At 37.1% G+C, this 24,093-nt stretch carries 21 protein-coding genes, 1 other RNA gene and 1 pseudogene; 17 read left to right on the forward strand and 6 right to left on the reverse strand.

Annotated features, from left to right (window positions below; translation table 11 throughout):
• Positions 1-43: 43 nt before the first annotated feature.
• The 16 genes from EW028_RS12865 to ssrA all read left to right on the forward strand — a co-directional run bounded on the left by EW028_RS12865 (position 44) and on the right by ssrA (position 16,832).
• Positions 44-790 carry an alpha/beta hydrolase gene (locus tag EW028_RS12865; protein ID WP_131521152.1) on the forward strand — a complete coding sequence of 249 codons (747 nt, stop codon included), beginning with the start codon at positions 44-46 and terminating at the stop codon, positions 788-790.
• Between the two features lie 38 nt (positions 791-828).
• Positions 829-3,300: a ribonuclease R gene (gene rnr / locus EW028_RS12870; RefSeq protein WP_048390899.1), complete on the forward strand. Its 2,472-nt coding sequence runs from the start codon at positions 829-831 to the stop codon at positions 3,298-3,300.
• Between the two features lie 71 nt (positions 3,301-3,371).
• Positions 3,372-3,836, forward strand: a complete 465-nt coding sequence (gene smpB / locus EW028_RS12875) for an SsrA-binding protein SmpB (protein ID WP_009373233.1) — start codon at positions 3,372-3,374, stop codon at positions 3,834-3,836.
• Positions 3,837-4,072: 236 nt separating this feature from the next.
• A complete protein-coding gene (locus EW028_RS12880) occupies positions 4,073-5,488 on the forward strand; it encodes an FAD-binding oxidoreductase (RefSeq protein ID WP_193767374.1) in 1,416 nt (471 codons plus the stop codon).
• Positions 5,475-6,815: a (Fe-S)-binding protein gene (locus tag EW028_RS12885; protein ID WP_193767375.1), complete on the forward strand. Its 1,341-nt coding sequence runs from the start codon at positions 5,475-5,477 to the stop codon at positions 6,813-6,815. Before EW028_RS12880 ends, EW028_RS12885 begins: the two co-directional genes overlap by 14 nt.
• A gap of 45 nt (positions 6,816-6,860) precedes the next feature.
• On the forward strand, positions 6,861-7,961 hold the full coding sequence (locus EW028_RS12890; RefSeq protein ID WP_193767376.1) for a CdaR family transcriptional regulator: 1,101 nt from the start codon (positions 6,861-6,863) through the stop codon (positions 7,959-7,961).
• 164 nt (positions 7,962-8,125) lie between these two features.
• Complete coding sequence (locus EW028_RS12895) at positions 8,126-9,151, forward strand: DctP family TRAP transporter solute-binding subunit (RefSeq protein WP_131521154.1); 1,026 nt, start codon at positions 8,126-8,128, stop codon at positions 9,149-9,151.
• Between the two features lie 11 nt (positions 9,152-9,162).
• Positions 9,163-9,660, forward strand: coding sequence for a TRAP transporter small permease (locus tag EW028_RS12900; protein ID WP_131521155.1), 498 nt, complete (start codon positions 9,163-9,165; stop codon positions 9,658-9,660).
• Entirely contained in the window at positions 9,657-10,982 is a 1,326-nt protein-coding gene (locus tag EW028_RS12905; protein ID WP_054549533.1) for a TRAP transporter large permease, read from the forward strand. Before EW028_RS12900 ends, EW028_RS12905 begins: the two co-directional genes overlap by 4 nt.
• A gap of 17 nt (positions 10,983-10,999) precedes the next feature.
• A complete protein-coding gene (locus EW028_RS12910; protein ID WP_036219397.1) occupies positions 11,000-11,746 on the forward strand; it encodes an SDR family NAD(P)-dependent oxidoreductase in 747 nt (248 codons plus the stop codon).
• Positions 11,739-12,215: a PCC domain-containing protein gene (locus tag EW028_RS12915; RefSeq protein ID WP_131521156.1), complete on the forward strand. Its 477-nt coding sequence runs from the start codon at positions 11,739-11,741 to the stop codon at positions 12,213-12,215. Before EW028_RS12910 ends, EW028_RS12915 begins: the two co-directional genes overlap by 8 nt.
• Before the next feature lie 11 nt (positions 12,216-12,226).
• Complete coding sequence (locus EW028_RS12920) at positions 12,227-13,708, forward strand: class I adenylate-forming enzyme family protein (RefSeq protein WP_131521157.1); 1,482 nt, start codon at positions 12,227-12,229, stop codon at positions 13,706-13,708.
• Positions 13,705-14,838, forward strand: coding sequence for a thiolase C-terminal domain-containing protein (locus EW028_RS12925; RefSeq protein ID WP_112116596.1), 1,134 nt, complete (start codon positions 13,705-13,707; stop codon positions 14,836-14,838). The genes EW028_RS12920 and EW028_RS12925 overlap by 4 nt, the downstream gene beginning before the upstream one ends.
• A 3-nt stretch (positions 14,839-14,841) precedes the next feature.
• A complete protein-coding gene (locus EW028_RS12930; protein WP_131521158.1) occupies positions 14,842-15,150 on the forward strand; it encodes a Zn-ribbon domain-containing OB-fold protein in 309 nt (102 codons plus the stop codon).
• A 208-nt stretch (positions 15,151-15,358) separates the two neighbouring features.
• Entirely contained in the window at positions 15,359-16,282 is a 924-nt protein-coding gene (locus EW028_RS12935) for a DMT family transporter (protein WP_131521159.1), read from the forward strand.
• 194 nt (positions 16,283-16,476) lie between these two features.
• Positions 16,477-16,832, forward strand: a transfer-messenger RNA (tmRNA) gene (ssrA, locus tag EW028_RS12940).
• A 146-nt stretch (positions 16,833-16,978) separates the two neighbouring features.
• On the opposite strand, the gene EW028_RS12945 is transcribed toward ssrA, so the two are convergent.
• Entirely contained in the window at positions 16,979-18,142 is a 1,164-nt protein-coding gene (locus EW028_RS12945; RefSeq protein ID WP_227744939.1) for a site-specific integrase, read from the reverse strand.
• Between the two features lie 259 nt (positions 18,143-18,401).
• Between EW028_RS12945 and EW028_RS12950 the strand changes: the two genes are divergently transcribed.
• A complete protein-coding gene (locus EW028_RS12950; protein WP_131521160.1) occupies positions 18,402-19,472 on the forward strand; it encodes an MrcB family domain-containing protein in 1,071 nt (356 codons plus the stop codon).
• Between the two features lie 112 nt (positions 19,473-19,584).
• Here the strand turns inward: EW028_RS12950 and EW028_RS12955 are convergent, their stop codons facing one another.
• The 5 genes and pseudogenes from EW028_RS12955 to EW028_RS25315 form a co-directional block, all read right to left on the reverse strand.
• Positions 19,585-20,703: a tyrosine-type recombinase/integrase gene (locus EW028_RS12955; protein ID WP_131521161.1), complete on the reverse strand. Its 1,119-nt coding sequence runs from the start codon at positions 20,701-20,703 to the stop codon at positions 19,585-19,587.
• A 17-nt stretch (positions 20,704-20,720) separates the two neighbouring features.
• A complete protein-coding gene (locus EW028_RS12960) occupies positions 20,721-20,969 on the reverse strand; it encodes a helix-turn-helix domain-containing protein (RefSeq protein WP_096364838.1) in 249 nt (82 codons plus the stop codon).
• Positions 20,970-21,602: 633 nt separating this feature from the next.
• Positions 21,603-22,235 (reverse strand): hypothetical protein, encoded by a 633-nt coding sequence (locus tag EW028_RS12965; RefSeq protein WP_131521162.1) that lies wholly within the window; start codon positions 22,233-22,235, stop codon positions 21,603-21,605.
• Between the two features lie 311 nt (positions 22,236-22,546).
• Positions 22,547-23,448, reverse strand: a pseudogene (locus EW028_RS12970) (DNA/RNA non-specific endonuclease).
• A gap of 84 nt (positions 23,449-23,532) precedes the next feature.
• A complete protein-coding gene (locus tag EW028_RS25315; RefSeq protein WP_193767377.1) occupies positions 23,533-23,691 on the reverse strand; it encodes a hypothetical protein in 159 nt (52 codons plus the stop codon).
• Positions 23,692-24,093 lie beyond the last annotated feature (402 nt).

The raw sequence follows: 24,093 nt of genomic DNA on the forward strand, positions 1-24,093 counted from the left end.
GGTATAGTATGTATAAGTGTTTTAGAATGAAGGAGTGCTTACAGTGAACAAATCATTATCACAGCCATTTTTCTTTCAGGCAGGACCTCGTGCTGTTTTATTATTACACGGCTTCACAGGAAGCTCTGCAGACGTACGAATGCTTGGTAGATTTTTAGAGAAAAAAGGGTATACTACATTAGCACCTCACTATAAAGGTCACGGTGTGGAACCAGAAGAACTAATCACAACAGGTCCAGCAGACTGGTGGCAGGATGTTATTGCCGCCTACAAACAGTTACAGGATGCTGACTATCAGGAAATAGCCGTTGCTGGCCTTTCATTAGGCGGTGTTATGGCATTAAACGTTGCATTAAATAATCCTGTTAAAGGCATTGTGACAATGTGTGCCCCTATGACAATGCGTACAACCGACGTTATGTTTGAGGGTGTTTTGAAATATGCAAGGGACTATAAAAAGTTCCAAGGGAAACAGGAAGAACAAATTGAAGCTGAAGTTGCAAGCATTGCTGACAAAGGCATGCCATCTCTCCAGCAGCTACGAGAATTTATAGCTCGCACTCGTCAAGAAATTGACATGATTTACGCGCCTATTTTCGTCGTACAAGCTACAAATGATGAAGTAATAGAGACAGAATCTGCCAACATTATATATAATCAAACTGAGTCACTTGAAAAGCACATCAAGTGGTATGAAAACTCAAAACATGTTATTACATTAGATCAAGAAAAAGATCAATTACATGAGGACATTTATCGCTTTTTAGAAAGCCTAAATTGGGCACAATAAATAATAAATAGGATTTTCTCATGAAGGAGGGAATATGTATGAAAGACCAAAAAGATACACTACAAAGTCGTTTACTCGATTTTTTCAGCAAAGATGATTATAAACCACTAACCGTCGGTGAAATCGAGGATGAATTCGGCTTTGAGGATGCGGAGGAGTTCAAGGAGCTTGTGAAAACACTTGTCCGCATGGAGGGGCAAGGCTTAGTTGTACGCTCTCGCTCCAATCGCTATGGCCTACCAGAGCGTATGAATTTACTAAGAGGTAAATTTATCGGACATGCGAAGGGCTTTGGCTTCGTGACACCTGATGTCGAGGGCATGGATGATGTGTTCATTCCGCCGCATGAAATTAACGGTGCCATTAATGGAGACATCGTTCTGATTCGTGTTTTAAAGGAATCATTTGGTGATCGACGTGAGGGTACGGTAACAAAGGTTGTCGAGCGTGGTCAAACAAGCTTTGTCGGCACATTCCAAGCTAACCGTGGCTTCGGCTTTGTTGTTCTAGACGATAAAAAGCTACCAATGGATATCTTTATTGCCAAAGGAGATACATTAGGAGCTGTCGATGGACATAAAGTTGTTGTTGAGGTAGCAACATGGCCAGAGGATTTAAAATCTGCTACAGGCTATATTACAAAAATTTTAGGGCATAAAAATGATCCAGGTGTGGATATTTTATCCATTTTGTATAAGCATGACATTCCACCTGAATTCCCAGATGAAGTCATTGCTGCGGCACAGCGTGTGCCAGATGAAATTACCGAGGCCGATTTAGTAGGGCGTCGTGATTTACGTCATGAAACGATTGTGACAATTGATGGTGCAGATGCAAAGGATTTAGATGATGCCGTAACCGTAACGAAAAATGTAGATGGAACGTATAAACTTGGCGTACATATTGCAGACGTAAGTTATTATGTAACGCAAGGCTCGGTCATTGACATTGAAGCTTATGATCGTGCGACAAGTGTTTATTTAACAGACCGTGTCATTCCAATGATTCCACATCGTTTATCAAACGGCATTTGTTCATTAAATCCACAGGTTGACCGTTTAACACTCTCCTGTGAAATGATTATTGATGCGAATGGTAATGTGGTTGCACATGAAATTTTCCAAAGCGTCATTAAAACGACTGAACGTATGACATATAAGGACGTTTACAAGATTTTAGAGGAGCAGGATGAGGCATTAATTGAACGCTATGAGCCACTTGTTCCAATGTTTAAAAACATGGCTGAGCTGTCTGGTATTTTACGCCGTAAACGCGAAATGCGAGGAGCTATTGACTTTGACTTCAAAGAATCTAAGGTGATCGTAAACGAAGAAGGATGGCCAGTGGATATTGAATTACGTGAACGAACAGTAGCGGAGAAATTAATTGAAGATTTCATGCTAGCTGCCAATGAAACAGTGGCAGAGCACTTCCACTGGATGAATGTACCGTTTCTATACCGTATTCACGAAGATCCAAAGCCTGAAAAGCTTCAACGCTTCTTTGAATTTGTCACGAACTTCGGTATTTTAATTAAAGGTACTGGTAATACCGTTCATCCTAAGGCATTACAGGATGTTTTGAAGGCTATTGAAGGGATGCCAGAGGAGCCTGTTATCTCTACGATGCTCCTACGTTCAATGCAGCAGGCGAAGTACTACCCTGAAAGTCTTGGACACTTTGGCTTATCAACGGATTTCTATACACACTTCACATCACCAATTCGTCGTTATCCTGACTTAGTTGTACACCGTTTAATTCGTACGTATTTAATTAACAAGGATACATCGAGAGAAACCATTGCACAGTGGAGTATGGCGATGGATGAAATTGCTGACCACACGTCTGAGCGTGAACGTCGTGCTGTTGATGCAGAACGTGATACAGACGCACTGAAAAAAGCACAATATATGTCCGACAAAATTGGCGAAGAATTCGAAGGGATTGTTTCATCCATTACAAACTTCGGTATTTTCGTGGAGCTACCAAACACCATCGAAGGACTTGTCCATATTAGCAATATGACTGATGATTACTACCGCTTCGATGATCGTCAAATGATTATGATCGGGGAACGAACGAATCGCCAATTCCGTATTGGGGATGAAGTGACAGTTCGTGTAGCAAATGTCATTATTGAGGAGTCATCCATTGACTTTGAAATCGTTGGAATGGTAACTTCATATGGACGAACACGCAAAGCAGCACCAACTGTTATTCATGCACGTAAAAATTACAGCGATAACAAAGGTGGACGCAGTCGCCGAAGCACACGCAGTGATGAGGAAAAAGGCGGACGTGGTGGCAATCGTAGAGGCGGTCGTCAAGAGGATGACCGTGGAACTCGTAGCTCATCAAAGCAAGGTGAACGACGCGAAAGTGACCGTGATCCACGTGGACGCCGCAAAGATGACTCAAGCCCAGGTCCTAAAAAACGCGTGAAGCAAAAGCAAAAGTTCTATGAGGGCATTGCCAAAAAAGGCAAAAAGAAAAAAACAAAACGTAAATAAGCCTAAGTGAAAGTATTCATTGAAAGGGTGCTTTCGCTTAAGCTCAACCTTTTAAGTAGAGGGTGAAAGATATGGCAAAAGGTTCTGGTAAAGTATTAGCACAAAACAAAAAAGCAGGCCACGACTACTTCATCGAAGAAACAATCGAAGCAGGCATGGTCCTAACAGGTACAGAAATCAAATCCATCCGTGCAGGTAAAGTCCAACTGAAAGACTCCTTTGTCCGCGTCCGCAATGGTGAGGCATGGATCAACAATATGCACGTTAGCGCCTTTGAACAAGGCAACCGTTTCAATCACGATCCACTACGCACCCGAAAGCTGCTGCTCCACAAAAAGCAAATCGGCGAGCTAGTCGGTGCCGTAAAACGTGACGGCTACACAATCGTTCCATTGAAAATGTACATCAAGGATGGCTATGCCAAGCTCCTTATCGGCATTGGTAAAGGGAAAAAAGATTACGATAAGCGTAGCGACATGCGCAAAAAAGAAGCCAAACGCGAGATGGAACGTGCCTTCAAGGAACGCCAGCGTTAAAAAGGCTGATGAGAAAGCAGGCAAGTGCCACTTTCTCATCAGCCTTTTATATTTTATGGATGAATAGTATAAATTTTAGAAGTTGATTGGAATTTGTCCGATAACTTCTATTTTTTTGGTCTTATAACACAAAAAAATTAAAATTTATTACACTTTTTTATCTTACAAGACATATGTTTAGAAAATTCTAACAATTAAAATTGTAGTAATAAATATCTCAATTCGAGGTGAGCATTATGAATAAAACAGTAATCGAAAAAATTACGCATATTGTTGGTGAAAAATACATTAAAAACTCAACTGCACAGCTTTTAGTATATTCCTATGATGCAACGGCAAATTTTCAGCGCTTACCTGATCTTGTCATTTCACCAGGGAATGCAGAGGAAATTGCTGAGGTAATTAAAGTATGTAATGAATATAGAATTTCAATTATTCCGCGAGGCTCTGGAACAAATCTTGCAGCAGGAACGGTGCCTTACGATGGGGGCGTAGTGATTTTATTTAATAGAATGGATCAAATTTTAAATTTCGATAAGGAAAATTTAACGATTACAGTCCAGCCTGGCATTATATCTGAGAATCTTTGTACATTCGTCGAAGCACATGGTTTATTTTACCCTCCTGATCCAAGCTCCATGAGAATTTCTACGATTGGTGGCAATGTTAGTGAAAACTCAGGTGGCTTGCGTGGCTTAAAATATGGTGTAACAAAGGATTATGTCAAAGGTCTACAAGTTGTTTTACCAAACGGGGATATTTTAGAAACAGGTGGCAAACTAGCAAAGGACGTAGCGGGCTATGACCTCACATCATTATTTGTTGGAGCAGAGGGAACATTGGGTGTCGTAACAGCGATTACTTTAAAGCTTATTCCGTTGCCCCAATATAAAATGACGAGCATCGCATACTTTGAATCCTTAGAGGATGCAGCAAGAACAGTCTCTAGTATTATTGCCAATAAAATCATTCCCGTAACGCTAGAATTTCTTGATAAAAAAACAATTAGCGCCGTCGAGCAATATATGAAAATTGGACTCTCAACAGATGTAGAAGCAATGCTATTACTTGAGCAGGATGGTGAAATGCATCAAGTAGAACAAGATGTCAAAGAAATGGTACGAATCGCTGAAGAAAATGGAGCTCTCTTTACGCAAATTGCAAAAGATGCACAGGAAGCGGAGCAAATTAAAACAGCAAGACGTGTCGCTTTATCAGCATTAGCAAAATTAAAACCGACAGTTATTTTAGAGGATGCCACAGTACCACGATCAGAGCTGGCCAAAATGGTGATGAGAATTAATGATATATCCGAAAAGTACAATGTCAATATTGCCACATTTGGTCATGCAGGGGATGGAAATTTGCATCCTACATGTTTAACAGACTTGCGAGATGAAGTGGAGATGCACCGTGTGGAAGCGGCATTTTCGGAAATTTTTGAGGCAGCACTGTCGCTAGGTGGCACGATTACAGGGGAGCACGGTGTAGGTGAAATGAAAGCACCTTATTTAGAATGGAAAATTGGTCCTATTGGTATCAATGTAATGAAAAACATTAAGCAAACTTTCGATCCTAACCATATTATGAATCCTGGCAAAGTCTTTGCTAAAGAAACGAAGAAAAGAGTGGTGGTACATGGTGGTAACTAACGTACAACAGCAAATGCAGCAATCCTTCCAGACACATGTCGATGAAAATCTATTGCTCGACTGTATGAGATGTGGCTTCTGTTTGCCAAGCTGTCCGACCTATCTTCACATGGAGCAGGATGAGGCACAATCACCACGTGGACGCATTGCCTTAATGAAGGCAGTACGTGACGGGATTGTACCTTTCGATGCATCTGTAGAACAATCATTCGATTTATGTTTAGGATGTCGCGCATGTGAGCCGGCATGTCCAGCTGGTGTACAGTATGGTGCTTTAATCGAGCAAACCCGTGAAGCCGTACAAGAAGTGAAGCAATCTTCCTTCGTAGAAAAAACAACAAGAAAAATTGTTTTCAATCATCTTTTCGTCAAGCAAAAAAATATGGAGCATGCAGTTAGTCTAGTGCATCTTTATCAAAAAACAGGTCTACAAAAAGCTGTACGGAAAATTGGCTTTTTAAATTTATTCCCAAAGCATTTAAAAACAATGGAGGCATCTTTACCACCCGTAGCTAAAAAGGTACAGCCATTAAAGAAGGTAAAAACAGCTTCGATGAAGGTGGCCTTTTTTACAGGCTGTCTAATGGATACACTTTATAAGGAAACAAATGAAAAAACGGTGTCCTTGCTACAATTGCTTGGTGTTGATGTCGTTATTCCAGATAATCAAAGTTGCTGCGGGGCTCTCCATGGGCATAGTGGTGAACTAAAGCGTGGTAAGCAAAACTTAATTCGTAATGTAGAGCTATTTGATTCAGATGATTATACCTATATTGTTAATAACGCAGGTGGTTGTGGTGCTTTCTTAAAGGAATATGAAAAGCACTTACATAGTGATGAACGCTATCGTGAAAAAGCAGTTCGATTTTCAAAGAAGACAATTGATATTTCAAGTCTGCTTGTCAAAGCTGGGCTACTTGATTATTTAGCAACCTTGCCACAACAAGTAAACAAGACTCTTGTAACCTATCAGGATTCCTGCCATTTACGCAATGTTAATAAAATCTTCAATGAGCCAAGAATGATTTTACAGGCCCTACCGAATGTGCACTTTAAAGAGCTGTCAAATGCCAATACATGTTGTGGTTCAGCAGGAATATATAATTTATTGCAGCCTGCATCAGCAGATAATATTTTAACTACAAAAATGGCTACGATTAAGGCGCTACAGCCTACAGTGATTGTCACAGCCAATCCTGGTTGCTTGCTGCAAATCCAATCTGGTATCCATAAAGAAAATCTAGAAGCAAGCATGCAAGCCGCACATATTGTTGATTTTATCTACAAGAGCATAGAAAACTGTAGTAAAATAGCTAAAATATACTAAATTTTCGGCATAATCAGTATATTAATCTTTATGGGGGGTGGCACAATGTTTGATTTGCAAATAATTGGCACAAAAATTGTAAGAGAGCTTGGTGAGTTGATTGATCAAAATGTTGTTGTAATCGATCATAATGGATTTATTATTGCCAGCACAGACATGTCGAGGATGAATCAATTTCATGAGGGTGCTTTAATAGCCATGAAAAACAAAGAAGTCATGCATATGACGAAGGAACTGTCGGTTCAATTGAAGGGTGTGCGGGAGGGTCTTGTCATGCCATTAGTTATTGAAGATACATCAATCGGAGTAATTGGTGTTACTGGACAACCTGTGGAAATAGAAAAATACGGGAAGCTTGTTCAGAAAATTACACAGTTTTTTGTGGAAGATTTTTTAATGCACCGTAAAAAAGAACGAGAGACTAAAATGTTTGAGCTCTTCCTGCTAGATTTATTAAATGGTCAGGTAAATCAATTGTTGCTAGAGCAACGAGCAGAAATGTTAAATATTGATACAGAGCTCTACAATCGAATTATTATAATTCAATTGAATAGGAGAATCGATGAGAAGGGGGTGGATTATTTGCGTGCAATTCAAATAATCCATCCTCAATTACATATTTTTCAATGGAGCTTTGATAAATTAGTACTGCTTGTCCCAAACATAACGCGTATTCATTTAGAGCAAACACTTCATTCATTTAACCGCAAACTTATCAAGCTTTATGATGAAGATATATTTATAGGTGTCGGCAACTCACACTCCTTCTTTGAGCTAAATGAATCCTATAATGAAGCAAATATAGCGTTAACGGTTGCTATAGAAAATAGACAAATAGTATTTGAAGAGGATTTGAAATTAGAGTTACTATTGTCCGATCTTGATGAACAAAAGGTTGGCCATTTCATCGGCAGAACAATTGGCTCTTTAATAGAGGAAGAAGAACTAATATACAATCTAGAAATGTGGCTAAAAAGTAAAGGGGGCTTACAGGAAATTGCTGATGCCCTTCATATTCATAAAAATACATTAAAATATCGCTTGAAAAAAATAGAAAAGCTTTTAAAGATCGATATTAATAATAATGAAAATAAATTGGAATTAATGATTGCTATTTTGCTGTTTCGAAAAAGAAAAAGCGTTTAATGAAATACTTAAAATGCTGTTATTTGTATGTTTTTTATTTATTAGAGACAAAAATCACTCAATTATCATGTAACTTTTTATCCCCTAGGAATATATATTTAGATTTTTCGGAATTATAAAATAATTATAGAATCTAATATAAAAAGAGTAGGGGGATATATTTTATGAGGAAATTTTTAAAAGGGAGAAATCTTCTCTTGGCTATGCTCTTGATTGTATCAGCAATACTAGCTGCCTGTGGTGGTAGCAGTAGCGGGGATGCTGATGATAAAGAAAAGTCATATAAATTAAAAATGTCTGTCACAGTATCAGATTCATCAACATGGTATGAGGCAGCAAAAAAACTGGCAGATGATATGGATAAGGAAACAGATGGTCGCATTAAAATTGAAGTATTTACAAATGAACAATTATCTGGGGGAGATTCGGGTAAGGCTGTTGAAGGCTTAGCAAAGGGTTCAATCGATTTAACATTTAACTCTACGATTATTTATTCGATTTTAGATCAACGTTTTGGTGTGACAAGTGCACCTTTTTTACTTAAGGATCATTCTGAGGTAGATAAAGTGTTTAATGGAGAAGGGGGAGAAAAACTTAAAGAACTTTTAGCTGAAAAGGGTGTACAAGCTTTAGGCTATGGAGAAAATGGTTTCCGTCAAATAACGAATAGTAAGCGTGAAATTAAGCTACCAGAAGATTTAAATGGATTAAAGATTCGTATACCTGGTATTACCATGTACACAGATTTATACCGTTCATTAGGAACAGATCCTGCAACAATGACATTCTCAGAAGTGTTTACAGCATTGCAGCAAGGAACGATTGATGGGCAAGAAAATCCTATTGATGTTATTGCTTCGTCAAAGCTTGACGAAGTTCAGGATTACTTAACATTGTGGAACTATTCATATGATCCATTAGTGTTAGGTATGAATAAAAAGCTCTATGATTCTTTAAGTGATGCAGACCGTGAATTATTTGATCGCCTGGGTAAAGAGGCAGCTGCATATCAAGTGAAAATTGCACGTGAAAAAGAAGCGTCACAAATTGAAGATTTGAAAGCTAAAGGAATGAATGTTTATACCCCAACAGATGCAGAATTGGAAGCGTTTAAAAAAGCTGTTCAGCCTATTTATGATAAATACACAGATATTTGGGGAGAAGATTTACTGAAAGCGTTTACGCCATAAGGGGGAAACATATGAAATTCTTAGACTACTTTGAAGAGATTATATTAAGCGTTACATTTGCAGCGATTACATTTATAACATTTGTAAACATTGTTTCTCGTAATTTAGTCAACTTATCCCTTTCTTTTACAGAAGAAATCACAGTTAATTTGTTAGTATTGCTTACATTTGTTGGTACAGCATTAGGTGTGCGGAGATACGCACACCTTGGTTTTACCTTATTGTTCGATAAAGGGAACAAGCTGACAAAAAAGGCGATTGTTATTATTTCATCAGTAGCGAGTGGTGTATTGTTTGCAGTATTACTTTATTACGGCATTGATATGGTATTGTTCCAAATGCAGATTAATCAAACAACACCAGCCTTAGGGATGCCGCAGTGGATTTTATCTTCGGCATTACCACTAGGTGCATTACTGTGCTTAATTCGTACAGTTCAAGCAATGGTTGAAGAGTATAAAGCAGTGAGTAATGAAGGGAATGGAGCGAAAGGGGATGAGCTCGTATGATAGCATTATTACTTTTTGGCTCCTTTATATTGCTCGTATTTTTAAGGGTACCAATCGCTGCTTCCTTAGCGGTAGCCTCAATGGTAGTCCTATTTACATCACAAGGACTATCTGGTTTTGAGGCACTAACAGATATTATGTATACGAGCGTGGCAAAGTTTACGCTATTAGCGATTCCATTCTTTATTTTAGCTGGTGTCATTATGGACCATATCGGAATTTCTAAGCGTTTAATCGACTTTGCACAAACATTAGTAGGACATCGTAAAGGTGGGATTGTACTTGTAACGGTATTAGTAGCGATTTTCTTCGCTGCTATTTCAGGGTCTGGTCCAGCCACAGTTGCTGCAATTGGAGGTATTCTCATTCCAGCAATGGTGAAAAACGGCTACCGTAAAGAAACTGCTGGTGGATTAGTGGCGAGTGCGGGTGCGATAGGTATTATTATTCCCCCATCGATTGCCTTCATTATTTTTGCAGTAGTAGCAGGAGATCAAATCCCAATTACAATTAACCGTCTTTTTATGGCAGGGGTTATACCAGGTATTTTAGTAGGTATCGGTTTATTTATTGCTGGGATGTATGTCCGCAAACGTGATATTCAAAAGGGTATTTTTAATGACTCTGTGGAAGCAACTAAGCAAAAAAGTACAGGAAAAGAACGTTGGGATGCATTTATAAAGGCACTACCAGGATTAATGATTCCTGTCATTATCTTAGGTGGTATCTATGGAGGGTTTTTCACACCAACAGAAGCGGCAGTTATTGCGGTTGTATATGGACTAATTGTCGGACTGTTCATTCATCGAAAAGGCTACATAAAAATGATGTATCGTATTTTTATTGAGTCGGCGTTACAAACAGCTGTTGTAATGATTATCGTAAGTGCCGCTTCTGTCTTTGCCTATATTGTCACAACAGAGCAAATCGCCTCTACTATTTCAAATACGGTTTTAGGTTTAACAGATAATAAAATCATTATTTTACTACTCGTAAATATTATTTTATTAATTGCGGGTGCATTTATTGATGCCATTTCTGCGTTTTATATATTCGTCCCGATATTACTTCCAATTATGTTAATGCTCGATGTAGACCCAGCTGTATTTGGCGTGTTTATGACAATTAACTTAGCAATCGGCTTATTTACACCACCTGTTGGCTTGAATTTATATGTTGCAGCAAGTATGTCAAAGGCTAATATCATTCAAATTTCCAAAGGGGTGGTCCCGTTTATTGTTGCTTCGGTTATCGTTTTATTACTTGTAACCTATATACCTTCTCTATCAACATTTTTACCAGATTTATTAAATATTAAATAGCAAAGGGGAAAACTTTGATGACATTAAAAGATGATGTAGCGATTGTTACAGGAGCAGCAAGTGGGATTGGACAAGCAGTTGCGGTCCAGCTTTCAAAGCAAGGGGTACATGTTGTTTTAGTTGACTTAAATTCATGTGAGAAGACAATTGAAAAACTAGCACATGATAGCTATTTAGAATGCTTAGGAGATATTCGTGATGCAGAGTTTGTGAAAGCAACAGTCAATCGCACAGTTGAAAAGTATGGAGAGATTCATATTTTGGTGAACAATGCTGGGACATGTAGTCGCAAAAATATTGAAACAATGACTTTTGAGGAATGGTCGCGTGATCTTGATACGAACTTAAAAGCAACATTTATGTTTACCCAGGCATGTGTGTACCCACATATGAAGGATGCTCAATATGGTCGGATTATTAATATTAGCTCAGTTTCAGGTTTAAACGGTGGTGTTACATCTGGTGAAGATGGTACAGGTCGATCAGGTCCAGCTTATGCTGCCTCAAAAGGAGGGGTAATTGCCCTTACGAAATGGGTAGCAAAAGAGCTTGGCCCACTTAATATTACTTGTAACTCCGTGGCACCAGGCGCAACCTTAACAGGTATTACAACAGGGGTTCCATACAATTTAGATCAGCAGGTTATTAAGCGTATCGGCACACCTGATGATATTGCAAGTGCTGTCTTATACTTTGCATCGAGGGAGGCTAGCTATGCAACTGCTCAGGTGTTAAAGGTAGATGGAGGGATTAGTATTGGATAATTCTTGTTGGCAAGCTTTGTATGACCGACCTACGGATAGAATTATCGGAAGATTGAAAGCAGGAACGGATTTATTTACTGGGATGAAAGAGGTTTGCAATCACTTTGGGGTAAAGGGAGGGCAATTTCAATGCATGGGATCCCTAAAGCAGGCTACCTATGTCCAAGTTCAAAGAGGTGAAAAGCAAGGGACCATTGTTTATTCACCAAAACGGCAAACTACCTCTCCGGTCGAACTTATTTCTGGTTTAGGGTTTATTGGGATAGATATGGAGACGAATGATTTAGATATTCATTTCCATGGATCTTTTGTCGATTGTGATCAACATTTTACTGGTGGACATTTTCTTGAAGGAGAAAATGAAATCGCTATCACAGTCGAATTCATCCTCTATCCATTAAGAGAGGCGATACCGAAAAGACGGAAGGATCAACAATTTGGGGTTCTAATTTTTCATTTTGATGAATAGGGGGAAGATAAATGAGTACAATTGGCCAATTAGCACTGAAATCGGCTCGAGCGTATCCAGATAAAATAGCAGTTAAATTCAAAGATCGTGCGATTTCCTATGCCGATTTGATGGAACGTGCCTATGCACTAACAGCTTATTTTAAAAGCCTTAACTTACAAAAAGGAGAGCGCGTAGGTATTTTAATGTCAAATCGATTAGAGCATATAGAGCTTGATGTAGCTGTTTCTTTATATGGTCTTATTAAAGTCCCACTTAATTACCGCTTGCATCCGAAAGAACATGAGTATCAGGTGAAGGATTCAGGTATCAGTCTGATGATTGGTGAAAAATCATTAATTGATCCGCTACAAATTGACTTTCCAATTCTTTATTGTGGAGAACCGTATGAGCTAGTAGTGAAACAGTTTAAAGGACAGTCCCATGAAAATGAAGTGGAAGAAAATGATACGATGGCCATTATGTATACTTCAGGAACGACAGGTAATCCGAAGGGCGTTATGCTATCACATCGCAATATGGTTAGTGGAGCCCTATCCTTAGCAATAGCGTGTGAAGTTGACTATACGGATATGCTCGGTCACGTCGCACCACTGACACACGGGGCAAACTTTTTAAGTCATGTGGCATGGCTCTATGGCTTAACACAAGTTATTTACGATAAATTTGAGCCAGAGCAATTTGTTCATTTATTAGAGCAGGACCGTATTTCAATCATTTTCCTAGTCCCAACGATGGTCAACCTTATGATTCAGCACGATCAGTTCAACCCGCAGAAGCTTCGTACCATTAAATCGATTAATATGGCAGGCTCACCGATCGCTGCCGCTAAGTTGCAAGAGGCACTAGACAAAGTAGGAACAAAATTTGTAGAAACCTATGGTCAAGTAGAGGGACCGATGTGCATTTCTATGATGCCACGCGAGGATTTACCATCTCGCCTTGATTCATGTGGTAGAGTTGGACCATTTGTTGATGTGAAAATCGTGGATGCTGAGGGCAATGAATGTCCAGTAGGAGAAATAGGCGAAATTACGGCAAAGGGCCCGCTTATTATGCAAGGCTATTGGAATAACGAAAAGGCGACTGCCGAAACATTGCGTGATGGCTGGCTTCATACAGGCGATTTAGGCAAGCTAGATGAGCATGGCTACCTATCGATCGTGGACCGCAAAAAGGAGGTCATTATTTCAGGTGGTGTAAATATCTATCCGCGAGAAGTAGAGGAAGTGTTGAACAAGCATGAATTCGTCAAGGAAACATGTGTAATTGGTATTCCAGATGACAAATGGGGCGAATCCATTGTCGCCTATGTCGTGCCAAACGGCCGTGGAGAAATTGAGAAGGATGCCTTAATCGAGCTTTGTCAGCAACATTTAGCGAGCTTTAAAAAGCCAAAAGAAATTTTTGTAGTAGAGTCCCTACCAAAAAGCTCCTACGGGAAAATATTAAAACGTGAGCTAGTAAAACAGCATATGGAGGTGACGCAATGACGGTATATGTTCATAGTGTAAGTATGACGAAGTTCGGTAACAATGAAAATGCTTCATTGAAGGATTTAATGCTCACTGCTAGTCGAGAGGCGCTAGATGAGGCAAGAGACTTAAAAATCGATGCGGTTTTTGTTGGTAACTATATGGGAGGTAGCTTAGCCAATCAAGAAATTCTAGGTGCGATCGTAGCAAATGACCTAGGGCTCGGACCCATTCCTACAGCCAAATTAGAGGGTGCATGTGCATCAGGTGGTATTGCATTACGACAAGGTATTTTAGGTATATTAAGTGGCGAATATGAAAGCGTTTTAGTTGTCGGTGTAGAAAAAATGAAGCATGCCCCAACCGCCACTGTCACGCAATTTATTAACTCTGCAATGGATCAGACGACAAACGAACGTTATGCGGGTCTAACCTTCCCAGGATTTTTTGGTGTAGTCGCAAACCGCTATTTCCATGAGACAGGTGCAAATAAATCCCATTTAGCAAAATTAGCGTTGAAAAACCGTGAAAATGCATTGCAAAATCCATTAGCCCAATTCCAAAAACCAGCAACACTCGAAGAAATAATGAACGCACGCATGATTACCGATCCACTTGGCTTATTCGATTGTTCACCGATTACAGATGGAGCAGCAGCAGTTGTGTTATCTCGTAAGCCATCGGATATTAAAATAGTAGCATCTGCACAGGCGTCAGGACCGACAATGATGCAGGATGCCATTGATTTACTATCATTACCAGCGATTCGCATTTCAGGTCAGCAAGCCTATGAAAAAGCAGGGGTTGGTCCTGAGGATATTGATGTTGTGGAAATTCACGATTGCTTCTCCATGACAGAAATGTTGGCCATTGAAGAGCTTGGTTTTTTCCCGAAATTAGAAGGCTGGCTAGCTATTGAGCAAGGAAAAACGCGCGTGAACGGAGAAAAGCCTGTCAATACAAGCGGAGGGCTTTTATCAAGAGGACATCCTATTGGCGCAACAGGTGTGGCGCAGTTTTACCAATTAGTACTACAATTACGCGGACACGCACCAAACCAGCTAGAAAAACGACCGCGATTAGCACTTGCACAAAATTTAGGTGGCACTGGTTCTTATTCGGTAGTCCACATATTAGAAAGGGTGTAGCAGATGAAGGTTTATGAATGCTGTGGTGTAGAGTCAGTAACGAAAAAAGTGTATTGCAGCACCTGCCGCCAAGAAATTAAAAACGAACGAGAAGTCCCAGATGAGGGAACCGTGTACAGCTTTACGGTCATTCATATTGCACCAGCAGAATATGCCCATTTGGCACCGTATACTGTGGCACTAGTACAGCTAAAGGATTCAACAGCCAAGCTAACAGTGCGTATTCAAGAAAGTGTCCAAATCGGTGACCTCGTACAGCTTGATGAAATGAAAGATGGAACATACATGTATCAAAAGGTGAGAACTGCTTAACGAAGGGGATGAAGTATGGTAGGCTGTTTGGAAGACGATGTCTTTCCTGGCGGCCTACTTTCTTATGAATAGTCTACTAGACTTATTATAAATGCTCCTTTATTGAGGGAAGTTTCAATTTGGGTCCTGCTGCAGGTGTTAGCCTGATGTCCCATTGAACATAGAGAAGCTACTTATCTTGCGATCGAATAAAACAGGAGGTGATGACTTGGCAAATGCAAAGGTTTATTCCATTTTAGTTTTCGTTATGTTTCTTTGGGGCATGAATGTTACATGGCTAAAAGTAATTGTTTCCAATGGCGATCCATTAACGATACAAACGGCGCGTATTTTTCTTGCAGCTATTACGATTTTTATTATTTTAAAGCTAACGAAGCAGCCGCTTTATGTAAAAGGAATGCCATTTAAGTACATATTCATTGGTTGTTTTTTCGGCGTCATTTGTCACCATGTCTTTTTAGCATATGGCATCGTTCAAACAACAGCCATGAAAACAGCCATTATTAGTGGCTTAAGTCCACTTTTCACGGCACTTATTGCCGTATTATTTAAAGACACGGTTATGACAAAATCTAAATTAATTGGCTTTGCACTTGGTGGAGTTGGCGTGCTATTCGCAGTGGTGGACGACATTACCGAGCTAACGAATTTACAGCTAGGTGATTTTCTCGTCTTTATGTCATTCTTTTTGCAGGCCTTTAGCTTTATTGCAATTCGCCGTGCCACGGAAGTCATCTCTCCCATGCTGATGACAGGCTGGATGCTTCTCATAGGCTCATCACTCTTATTAATTTTCACATTCGCTACAAGCCTTCGAAGCTACGGGGCTTTTGTATCCTTCAGCCCGTTCATATGGCTCGTATTTTTCATGTCTGCTATTTTAGCCACTTCGATCGGACATACACTATATAACTTATGTATAAAACACATTGGTGCAGCGGAATCCGCAATTTTTGTGAATTTCAATACCATATTCGCACTCATTGGAGCGGCCTTATTTTTACATGAAATCATTACACTGCAGCAATTTATCGGCAGTTTAATTATTATTTCAGGCGTTATAATCGGCACAAGCAATTTAGAGGAAAGACTTCTTCAAAGGAAAAAAAATCGCGATAAACTAGAATGTTAGAAAAGTAGAGATGCTCAACTTTTCCAAGGCTTCTATAAGAACGCTGATCCAACTTATAAAGTGTCTCTACTTGATGTTTTAAGCTATTTATTTTATAATAGTAACACATGCCAGTGAGCATCTACTCATACGATGTTCATTTACAACCTGCCTTGTGCAGCGTTGTCCGAACGGTTTATAACCGGATTATATCCGGGGACGTTACGGATTCGACAGGGATGGTTCAAGCTTTGGTCGCGCGTCGGAGGGCTCGGCTCCGTCATCAACGACAGTTATATAATAACTGGCAAACAACAAAACTTAGCTTTCGCAGCGTAAGCTCGTAAGCGCTCTGCCTCTCTATCGCCCATGTAGAGAACGTGGGGCCCAACTTTAGTGGGATACGGTCGATGGTGCCACCTGAGTCATCGGCAAGAGATTTCCAGGTTAGCGTACAGGACGCCTGTTTGTCGGCATAATGTTACGTGAATCGTAAATAGGCAAACTACACGCGTAGAAGCTGAAGTATTGGAGTTTCTGGACGCGGGTTCGACTCCCGCCGTCTCCATACATTGGAAACAATATAGTTTCAAAAAGTGTCAAATTCCTTGATATATCAAGGGTTTGGCGCTTTTTTTATTTCAAAAACTTTCAACTGATATCAAACGGTTTTGGGTCATTTTTGGGGTCAAACTAGGTCAAAATTGGGTCAAAGAATTAGCGTGAATTGATGTATGCATCAAACTTTTCAATTGTGCTAGCTTTGGTTTTCTTGGTTACATGCGTATAAATGTCCATTGTCGTTTTAACATCTGTATGTCCTAGCCTTTCCTGTACTTCTTTAATACTTGCACCCGCTTCAAATAATAATGAGCAATGGGTATGTCGTAAACCATGTGTAGTAATAGGCTGAAGCTTGTATTTATCAATTACTTTATGGAGCCACTTTTGCGTTTGAACAGGTTGGATGAAGCAGTTATGTTTATTACTAAATACGAGTTGTTTTTTATTAAATGTATTAATGCCTTTTTCTAAATAAATCTTACTTTGCTGAAACTTCCATTTTAATAGTAAAGACATTGACGTTTCATCCATTTTAATTGTTCGCACTACACCATTTTTAGTTGTCTTTAGGTACAATTGACAATCCTTGCCGCGTGAAATCGCTTTGTTAATACGAATTTCACTTCGTTCAAAGTTGATATCATTCCACGTCAGTGCTAATACCTCGCCTTTTCGCATACCTGAATAGCTTAATACATGAAATATTGTATAAACCATTAGATTATCTTGCTGTTCAAAGCATTGAAGCAGTTTTATTAATTGTTCTCGTTCGTAAAAGTTTTCAAATTCTGCCTCATCTAAAACGATTTGCTTGCGCTTTTTAGGCATCTCAACCAATGTAAAAGGATTTTTATCAATATAGCCATGTTTAATCGCATAATCGAGAACTTTTGCAGCATAGGACTTAACCATGCGAAACCGCTTTAGCTTCTTAGCCCACTGATTTACATGCTTTTGGCAAGTTGCAATATCAATCTTGTCAACTTTATAAGTACCCATAGCAGGTAATATGTGATTTTTAAAAATACCGATAGTTTTTACAAATGTACTTTCTTCAACGCCGTTTTCGTACTGCTCAACCCACATGTTATAAATATCTTGATACGTTTCATATTGTTGTTTTTTATATGTGCCACTGAATACCTCAAGCTGTAACTGATTCATAGCATCTTGCGCCTCTTTACGTGATTTAAAGCCACGTCGAGTAGTAGTTAAAGGCTTTCCAGTTAATGAATCTGTACCAAGGTAAAACTTAAACATAAAACGCTTTTCGCCATCTTTTAATGTGTACTCTTTGATTTGGGGATTTCTCGCCAAAGTAATTCCTCCTCTGTACTGCTTACGGAGACAGAGTGTAAGGTGAGTAGTACCTTACATACTTATCATATTATTTATAGCGTTTAAAGACAAACTAGAGTTTGTAGATAAGTAAATATATTTAATCTAAAACCTTTTGGAATGTTATACATGAAAAGTATTAAGTTCTTTCATATTTTTGAACCAAATTAAATGAATCTACTTATGTATATTTGAGAGATGGTATATTTAAACTAAGTAATTATAGGGAGTTGGTACTTTGAAAGGCTTATTGATGGAAATTGCAAATACATATTTAGATGTAACTAAAAAACAATATAATCGGACATATGCTGAAGCAAAATATATTAGTGAGGATATGCCACAGAAAATTACTGCTATTTTATCTAAACAACAATTTGACTATAAAGTTGAGGGTTCGGTTGGACAAGGTGGGTGGACCTTTACACCATGGATATCTATTTTTAATAAGGAAGTAACCGTTTCAGCAACTAAAGGTTACTATGTTGTTTATCTCTTTAGTAAAGAGATGGAACGTGTTTATTTATCTTTAAATTTAGGAACTACATATATTAAGAATAAGTATTCGGGGAAAAAACCTAGACAAAAAATGATGAAACTTGCTAATAATATAGCGGAGACGATTAAATATGATCCAAGATTTAATAGAAGTCCAATTGATCTTGGTAGTGGTACAGATAATGCATTAAACTATGAGGCTTCACATATTATAGGAAAAAAATATGATCTTGCGAATTTACCAGATGATGAAATATTAAAGGAAGATCTTTTAAAAATGTTAAAAGTGTATGAAAACCTCTTTTTAATAAATAGAAACAAAGCTGTCGATGACGTTTTAGATTATTATCTACAGCTAGAGGAAGTAGAGGATGTACAGTTCCAACAAGATATTGAAGTTGTTGAACCTTCAATTACCCCTAGGGTACCTCAAGAAAAAAGAGGAAAGAAAAATAAAAGTGGAAAAGTTTATTCAAGAGATGCCTCTGTTGCAAAAGAAGCAATAGTAAAGGCAGAGTATAAATGTGAGGTTGATCCTACACATGAAACATTTATTTCAGAAGTAACTGGGCAAAATTTTGTTGAAGCACATCATTTAGTTCCAATTAGTAAAGAGAGTGAATTTGATTATAGTTTAGATGTTCCAGGAAATATAGTTTCTCTATGTCCGAACTGTCATCGAAAAATACATCATTCTAAATTTAATGAAAAGAAAAAGCTTTTAAATTCTTTATACATACTTAAAGAAAGTGAACTAAAAACTTATGGAATTCATCTACCATTAAGTCAAATGGAACAGTATTATAAATAACGATTGAATTAGCCCCTAGTTTTATGTGGCCTTAGCTATTTACCATGTGATACTTAAAAATATCGATTGTTTATTAGAAAAATAAAAAGAACAAGCCAAAACAAAGCTTGTTCTAATATTTCATATATTTAATAAAATTCTCAAATGCACTGGCTTTGATTTCCTCTGTTTCAATAATATAAACATCTGATGTAATGTCCTTAAAGCTATGACCCAGCCGCTTTTTTATTTCGTAATGTGTTGCACCACTTATATAATACAGTGTAGCATGTGTCCGTCTTAAATCATGAGGTGAAATCTTTTTGAGTTTATATTTTTCTTGGATATTATTGCACCAGTCCCAAGCCTTAGATGGATAAGTAATATTATTTTTCTTATCAGAAAATACAAGGTTATCGGTACTTAAATTATAATGCAAAACGGATTGAATTGTTTTCCACTCATTTAAAATTTCAAGTGTGCGATCATCTATCTTTAATAATCTATAATCAGATGTTTTAGTGGTGGAAATCAATAGTTTCCCATTTTCATCATAGGTAACAGCTTTATTAATAGTAATTTCATTTTTATCAAAATTGATGTCACCCCAATGTAAGGCAAAAGCTTCTCCGCGCCTAATACCTGTGTAGCACAGTAGCCGTAAGTAAGCATATTTTTTAATATCTTCATTTTTAGCGGCTTCTAAAAATGCTATTAGCTCTTCACGATTATAGTAGTCTTTTGTGGATTGTATTTGATTTTTAAGGGGCGTCGTTACAGCCTTCATATGATTACGTTCAATAATGCCTAAATTAATCGCGTACTCAAATACTTGGGCTGCATAATGTTCGACTGTTTTGTGTTTTTTTAATTGATCATACCAAATGAATGCTGCGTTCTCGCAATGTTTGTAAGTAATAGATTGAATTTTAAGGTGACCTAAACAAGGCAGGATATGATCATGAAAAAGTTGTTTTGTTTTATGATAGGTCGAAGGTTTAACGGATTTTCGATAAATTGATAACCATTCATTATAAATATCACTAAATGTCTTTTTTTCAGGGCGATAGCCTTCTTTAAATTTTATTTTAAGTCGTAAATATTCATTTGTTGCAGCTGTTATTGTTTTAAAGCCACGTCGAGTAGTTTCAATTCGTTTACCGGTAGAAGCGGTTCCTAGATAAATCTTGAATTTATATCTTGTTTCCCCTGATACTAACTTATATGATTTAATTGCTTTAATTTTTGCCATAATAACTTCTCCGTTTGCTAGTAGCTATTTTTTTCTATAAATTTATCTAATTCGTGTTTATAGATTCGTTTAGTACCATCGATTTCAAATACTTTTAGCCCTTCACATTTAAATTTTTGAAAGGTGTTATACGATACTCCTAAATATTCAGCCGCTTCTCTAATAGTTAGTAACTGTTTCTCAGGTTTGGATAATTGTTTAGTAATAGCTGTAATTATTTCATTTTTCAACTCTTCTAGATATTGTTTAAATTCTCGTTCTGTCATTTTGATGGCTCCTTTGCTTTTTGTCTAAACAATATACCCGCCAGATTTTATTTTTTTAAGAGTATTTTTTATTTATTTTTTCTTTTATTTCTTTTGATAGAAGTTGAAAAATTAAAGACGGTATGCTAAGATTTACGAAACCTAGTTTTAACAGAACTGAATATTTATCAAATGACCTCCTATTGCGCAAAAAGTTTGAATTAGGGGGTCATATTTATGAAATGCATTTTCATTTTAATTTTAAAAATGGAACAGCACATCACTGTGATGAAAAATAAATAGTTCTAATTTAGTAAATAGATGAAGTATTTAATAGCTGAAATAGAAAAACCTTAGTTTTCTGTTTAATACAGAAACTAAGGTTTTTCTAATGAAAAATTATCTTTATTTGTGGATATGTAATAAATTGGCATTTATAGGAGATGAATAAACTCCCTGATTTTACTTTGAAAAACTTGGATCAAAAATGCCTCACAACTAGGAAATGACAAGAAACCATTTTGAAAAAGATTAATCAAAATAATTTCTTATCTAATAAATTTAAATTTCAGTTTCATTTTCTACCTGTGTTCTTTCGCATTAGCGCCCGCTTGTGGAGAATTTAAAAATTTAAAAGAGATTTACCTTCTAGTTTTAATGCTTATTTTTAAGAGGATATTTAATATAAATAAAATTGTAGAAAACATAATATGTATATACTATAGCTAATACACAAAAAATTAGAGCAGCATTTAGTTGCTGCATATCAGCAATGAATACAAATAAAGTACAAATACCGGTTAAAATGTTTACTATATTTGCAACATTATATTTTGAATCAATTATTTCTCTAAATTTATAAACATCTTTACATAAGTTCTTTTCTATTAGATAAAATAAAATAAGAAGTAATAGTGCTACACATAAAGAAGTACCGATATAAATATATAGGTTATTAGTAAAGTCAAACGCCATTATAATTAAAGTAACTAGAAAAGTAGTAAAAATACTATTTAATTCCTTGATGAAATAAACCAAATAATCATAAAAATTAAGTTTTAATTCCTTTTCTTCTTTAGCTTCTATATCTTCTAAACGTGTTTTAAAGTAACTATTAGCGGTGTAAAACAATACCAAAAGACTTATAATAAACACCGCTCCAATCCAAAGTGAAGCAGATATATAATCGTTAACACTAAAATAAACTGCTAACATAAAGCTAACTAGATAAACTATTAGCATTATAGAAGTCATATTACGTTTTATTCTTTTATCTGATTTTGTCAATTAATTCATCCTCTATGTAATTAGTATTGATATTTGAAAAAAACAGACAACCTATTTGTTATGTGATAATTATCTCAAACTCCATTAATTCTCTCAAGAAAAAAATTATTCAATTAAATGGCCCGATTGTGGAATAAGTAAAAACCCTGCATATCAACACAGGATTTTTAATCAAACTTTATTATCAATCTATATTTTAAATATTGAAAATTGGTTTTGTACAGACACCTACTCTCAAATTGTTATAAATCGTGAAACGAGGGAACTGTTCCTTTCTTCTTTCATTTATTTTGCTTCAAAGCTCTAGGGGCTTATTCACCTACCAACCCATCATTATCTCGATCATCCATATAGGCATATAACCAGTGATCTCTCGTTATTGGCATGCTATAACCTGCTGCTTTTGCTTCTTTAATTGTTACTTGACCATTTCCATCTGTATCAACGCTCGAAATATCGATCTCTTCAGTACCATTCGAAGCATTAGGCTTATTAGAACTTATTGACTTATTTGAGTTAGTTGATTTACTTTCCGTTAATCCTAGAGATTTATTCATTTCATCAGGGTTGCCATTATCAAACTCATCTACAATTTTATTCCCTTTTAAAATGTACGTGTACTTGTAATGAGAAGGAATCTGCGTTTCCGTATTTGGATATGTAATAATTGCCTCAAAATTTGTAGCTCCACCGGCTTTACGAATAGCGTCTTCCATATATGCTTGATCGCCATGTCGATTAAGTGTACTATCTTGTGGCGTAATATTATAAGCATTTGATACTCCTCCAAGAGAGTCTGCAATTATATGTCCTTCATCTAAGTCCGCTCTTTCGACACCAGGAACCTTTGCTTCATCTGCATAGTATCTGCCAGATATGTTCCAGGTTCGGTACGATCATCCTGTAAAACGATTTCGTCAGCAATGACACGAACTACTTGTCCGTGTTCATTCGTAAAGGACCAATACTCTCGGTCCCCAAAACCTATGTCAACGACGACGTTAGGTTCACGATATCCAGACAAATCACCACCATCAACTTCAATTAGGTTGTAACTTTTAAACAGTTGATGTTTTGATTCAATAGATATTTCCTCAACAACTTGTTTTTCAGTCGTAGTTTCTTCTTTTCCACAATTTTTTGAAGTTACTTCTTGTGAACCAACTTTCCCTTCAGTATTCGATACATCTTCTACGTTAGTACAACCAACTATTAAGAGGGCAGTTAAAAGTAAGAAATATTATTTCGGAAATAAAAAAACTCCTTACCTATTTAGAATTGGTAAGGAATTAATTTTTTATTTGTCTTGTGCCAAATAAAAATTTTCTTTTGCCTGGTTGTAGGCAGCTTTATTTTTCTTAATTAGTTTTTTGTTAGGTTGAACGGTCTTTGAAAAATTCAGATTTCGCTCTGGGTCTTTCATAAGGGCTTCTAACGATTTTAAAAATCTTGTCATAAAAATCCCTCCGTTTGCCTTTCTTTACTAGTATTATATCTTTTTTTATAGGAAATAAACAGCAAATGATTTATCCATCAAATTCTAAGCATTTTTTCATTAACAAATCGTAAAACACGGAAATTAACTTTTCCCCATCAAATGGTGTTTTGCAGGTTTTACACATAAATAAAAAAGTGTGATAGGTGATGTATCCCCAACATTGCGATTTGCAGTTATTAAACATTTCAACACCATTATAGAGGGTCTAGTAACTGAAGGTAATAGCTGATTTAAAGCAGCAGATGAAGGATAGGGTGTCTTCCATTTGATCAGAAGTCTATTACAAGTAAAAAGGGATAATTATGATAAAATAGTAACATAAATTATGACTAGTTAAATTATATATACGTAGTATTGTGA

Origin of the sequence: Lysinibacillus sp. OL1, assembly GCF_004332175.1 — a bacterium.
GTDB lineage: Bacteria > Bacillota > Bacilli > Bacillales_A > Planococcaceae > Lysinibacillus > Lysinibacillus capsici.

Coding starts and splice junctions, on each gene's coding strand:
- rnr (WP_048390899.1), top strand. CDS start 829: ATGAAAGACCAAAAAGATACACTACAAAGTCGTTTACTCGATTTTTTC.
- EW028_RS12905 (WP_054549533.1), top strand. CDS start 9,657: ATGATAGCATTATTACTTTTTGGCTCCTTTATATTGCTCGTATTTTTA.
- EW028_RS12895 (WP_131521154.1), top strand. CDS start 8,126: ATGAGGAAATTTTTAAAAGGGAGAAATCTTCTCTTGGCTATGCTCTTG.
- EW028_RS12960 (WP_096364838.1), bottom strand. CDS start 20,969: ATGACAGAACGAGAATTTAAACAATATCTAGAAGAGTTGAAAAATGAA.
- EW028_RS12890 (WP_193767376.1), top strand. CDS start 6,861: ATGTTTGATTTGCAAATAATTGGCACAAAAATTGTAAGAGAGCTTGGT.
- EW028_RS12910 (WP_036219397.1), top strand. CDS start 11,000: ATGACATTAAAAGATGATGTAGCGATTGTTACAGGAGCAGCAAGTGGG.
- EW028_RS12955 (WP_131521161.1), bottom strand. CDS start 20,703: ATGGCAAAAATTAAAGCAATTAAATCATATAAGTTAGTATCAGGGGAA.
- EW028_RS12880 (WP_193767374.1), top strand. CDS start 4,073: ATGAATAAAACAGTAATCGAAAAAATTACGCATATTGTTGGTGAAAAA.
- EW028_RS12920 (WP_131521157.1), top strand. CDS start 12,227: ATGAGTACAATTGGCCAATTAGCACTGAAATCGGCTCGAGCGTATCCA.
- EW028_RS12925 (WP_112116596.1), top strand. CDS start 13,705: ATGACGGTATATGTTCATAGTGTAAGTATGACGAAGTTCGGTAACAAT.
- EW028_RS25315 (WP_193767377.1), bottom strand. CDS start 23,691: ATGACAAGATTTTTAAAATCGTTAGAAGCCCTTATGAAAGACCCAGAG.
- EW028_RS12930 (WP_131521158.1), top strand. CDS start 14,842: ATGAAGGTTTATGAATGCTGTGGTGTAGAGTCAGTAACGAAAAAAGTG.
- smpB (WP_009373233.1), top strand. CDS start 3,372: ATGGCAAAAGGTTCTGGTAAAGTATTAGCACAAAACAAAAAAGCAGGC.
- EW028_RS12900 (WP_131521155.1), top strand. CDS start 9,163: ATGAAATTCTTAGACTACTTTGAAGAGATTATATTAAGCGTTACATTT.
- EW028_RS12885 (WP_193767375.1), top strand. CDS start 5,475: ATGGTGGTAACTAACGTACAACAGCAAATGCAGCAATCCTTCCAGACA.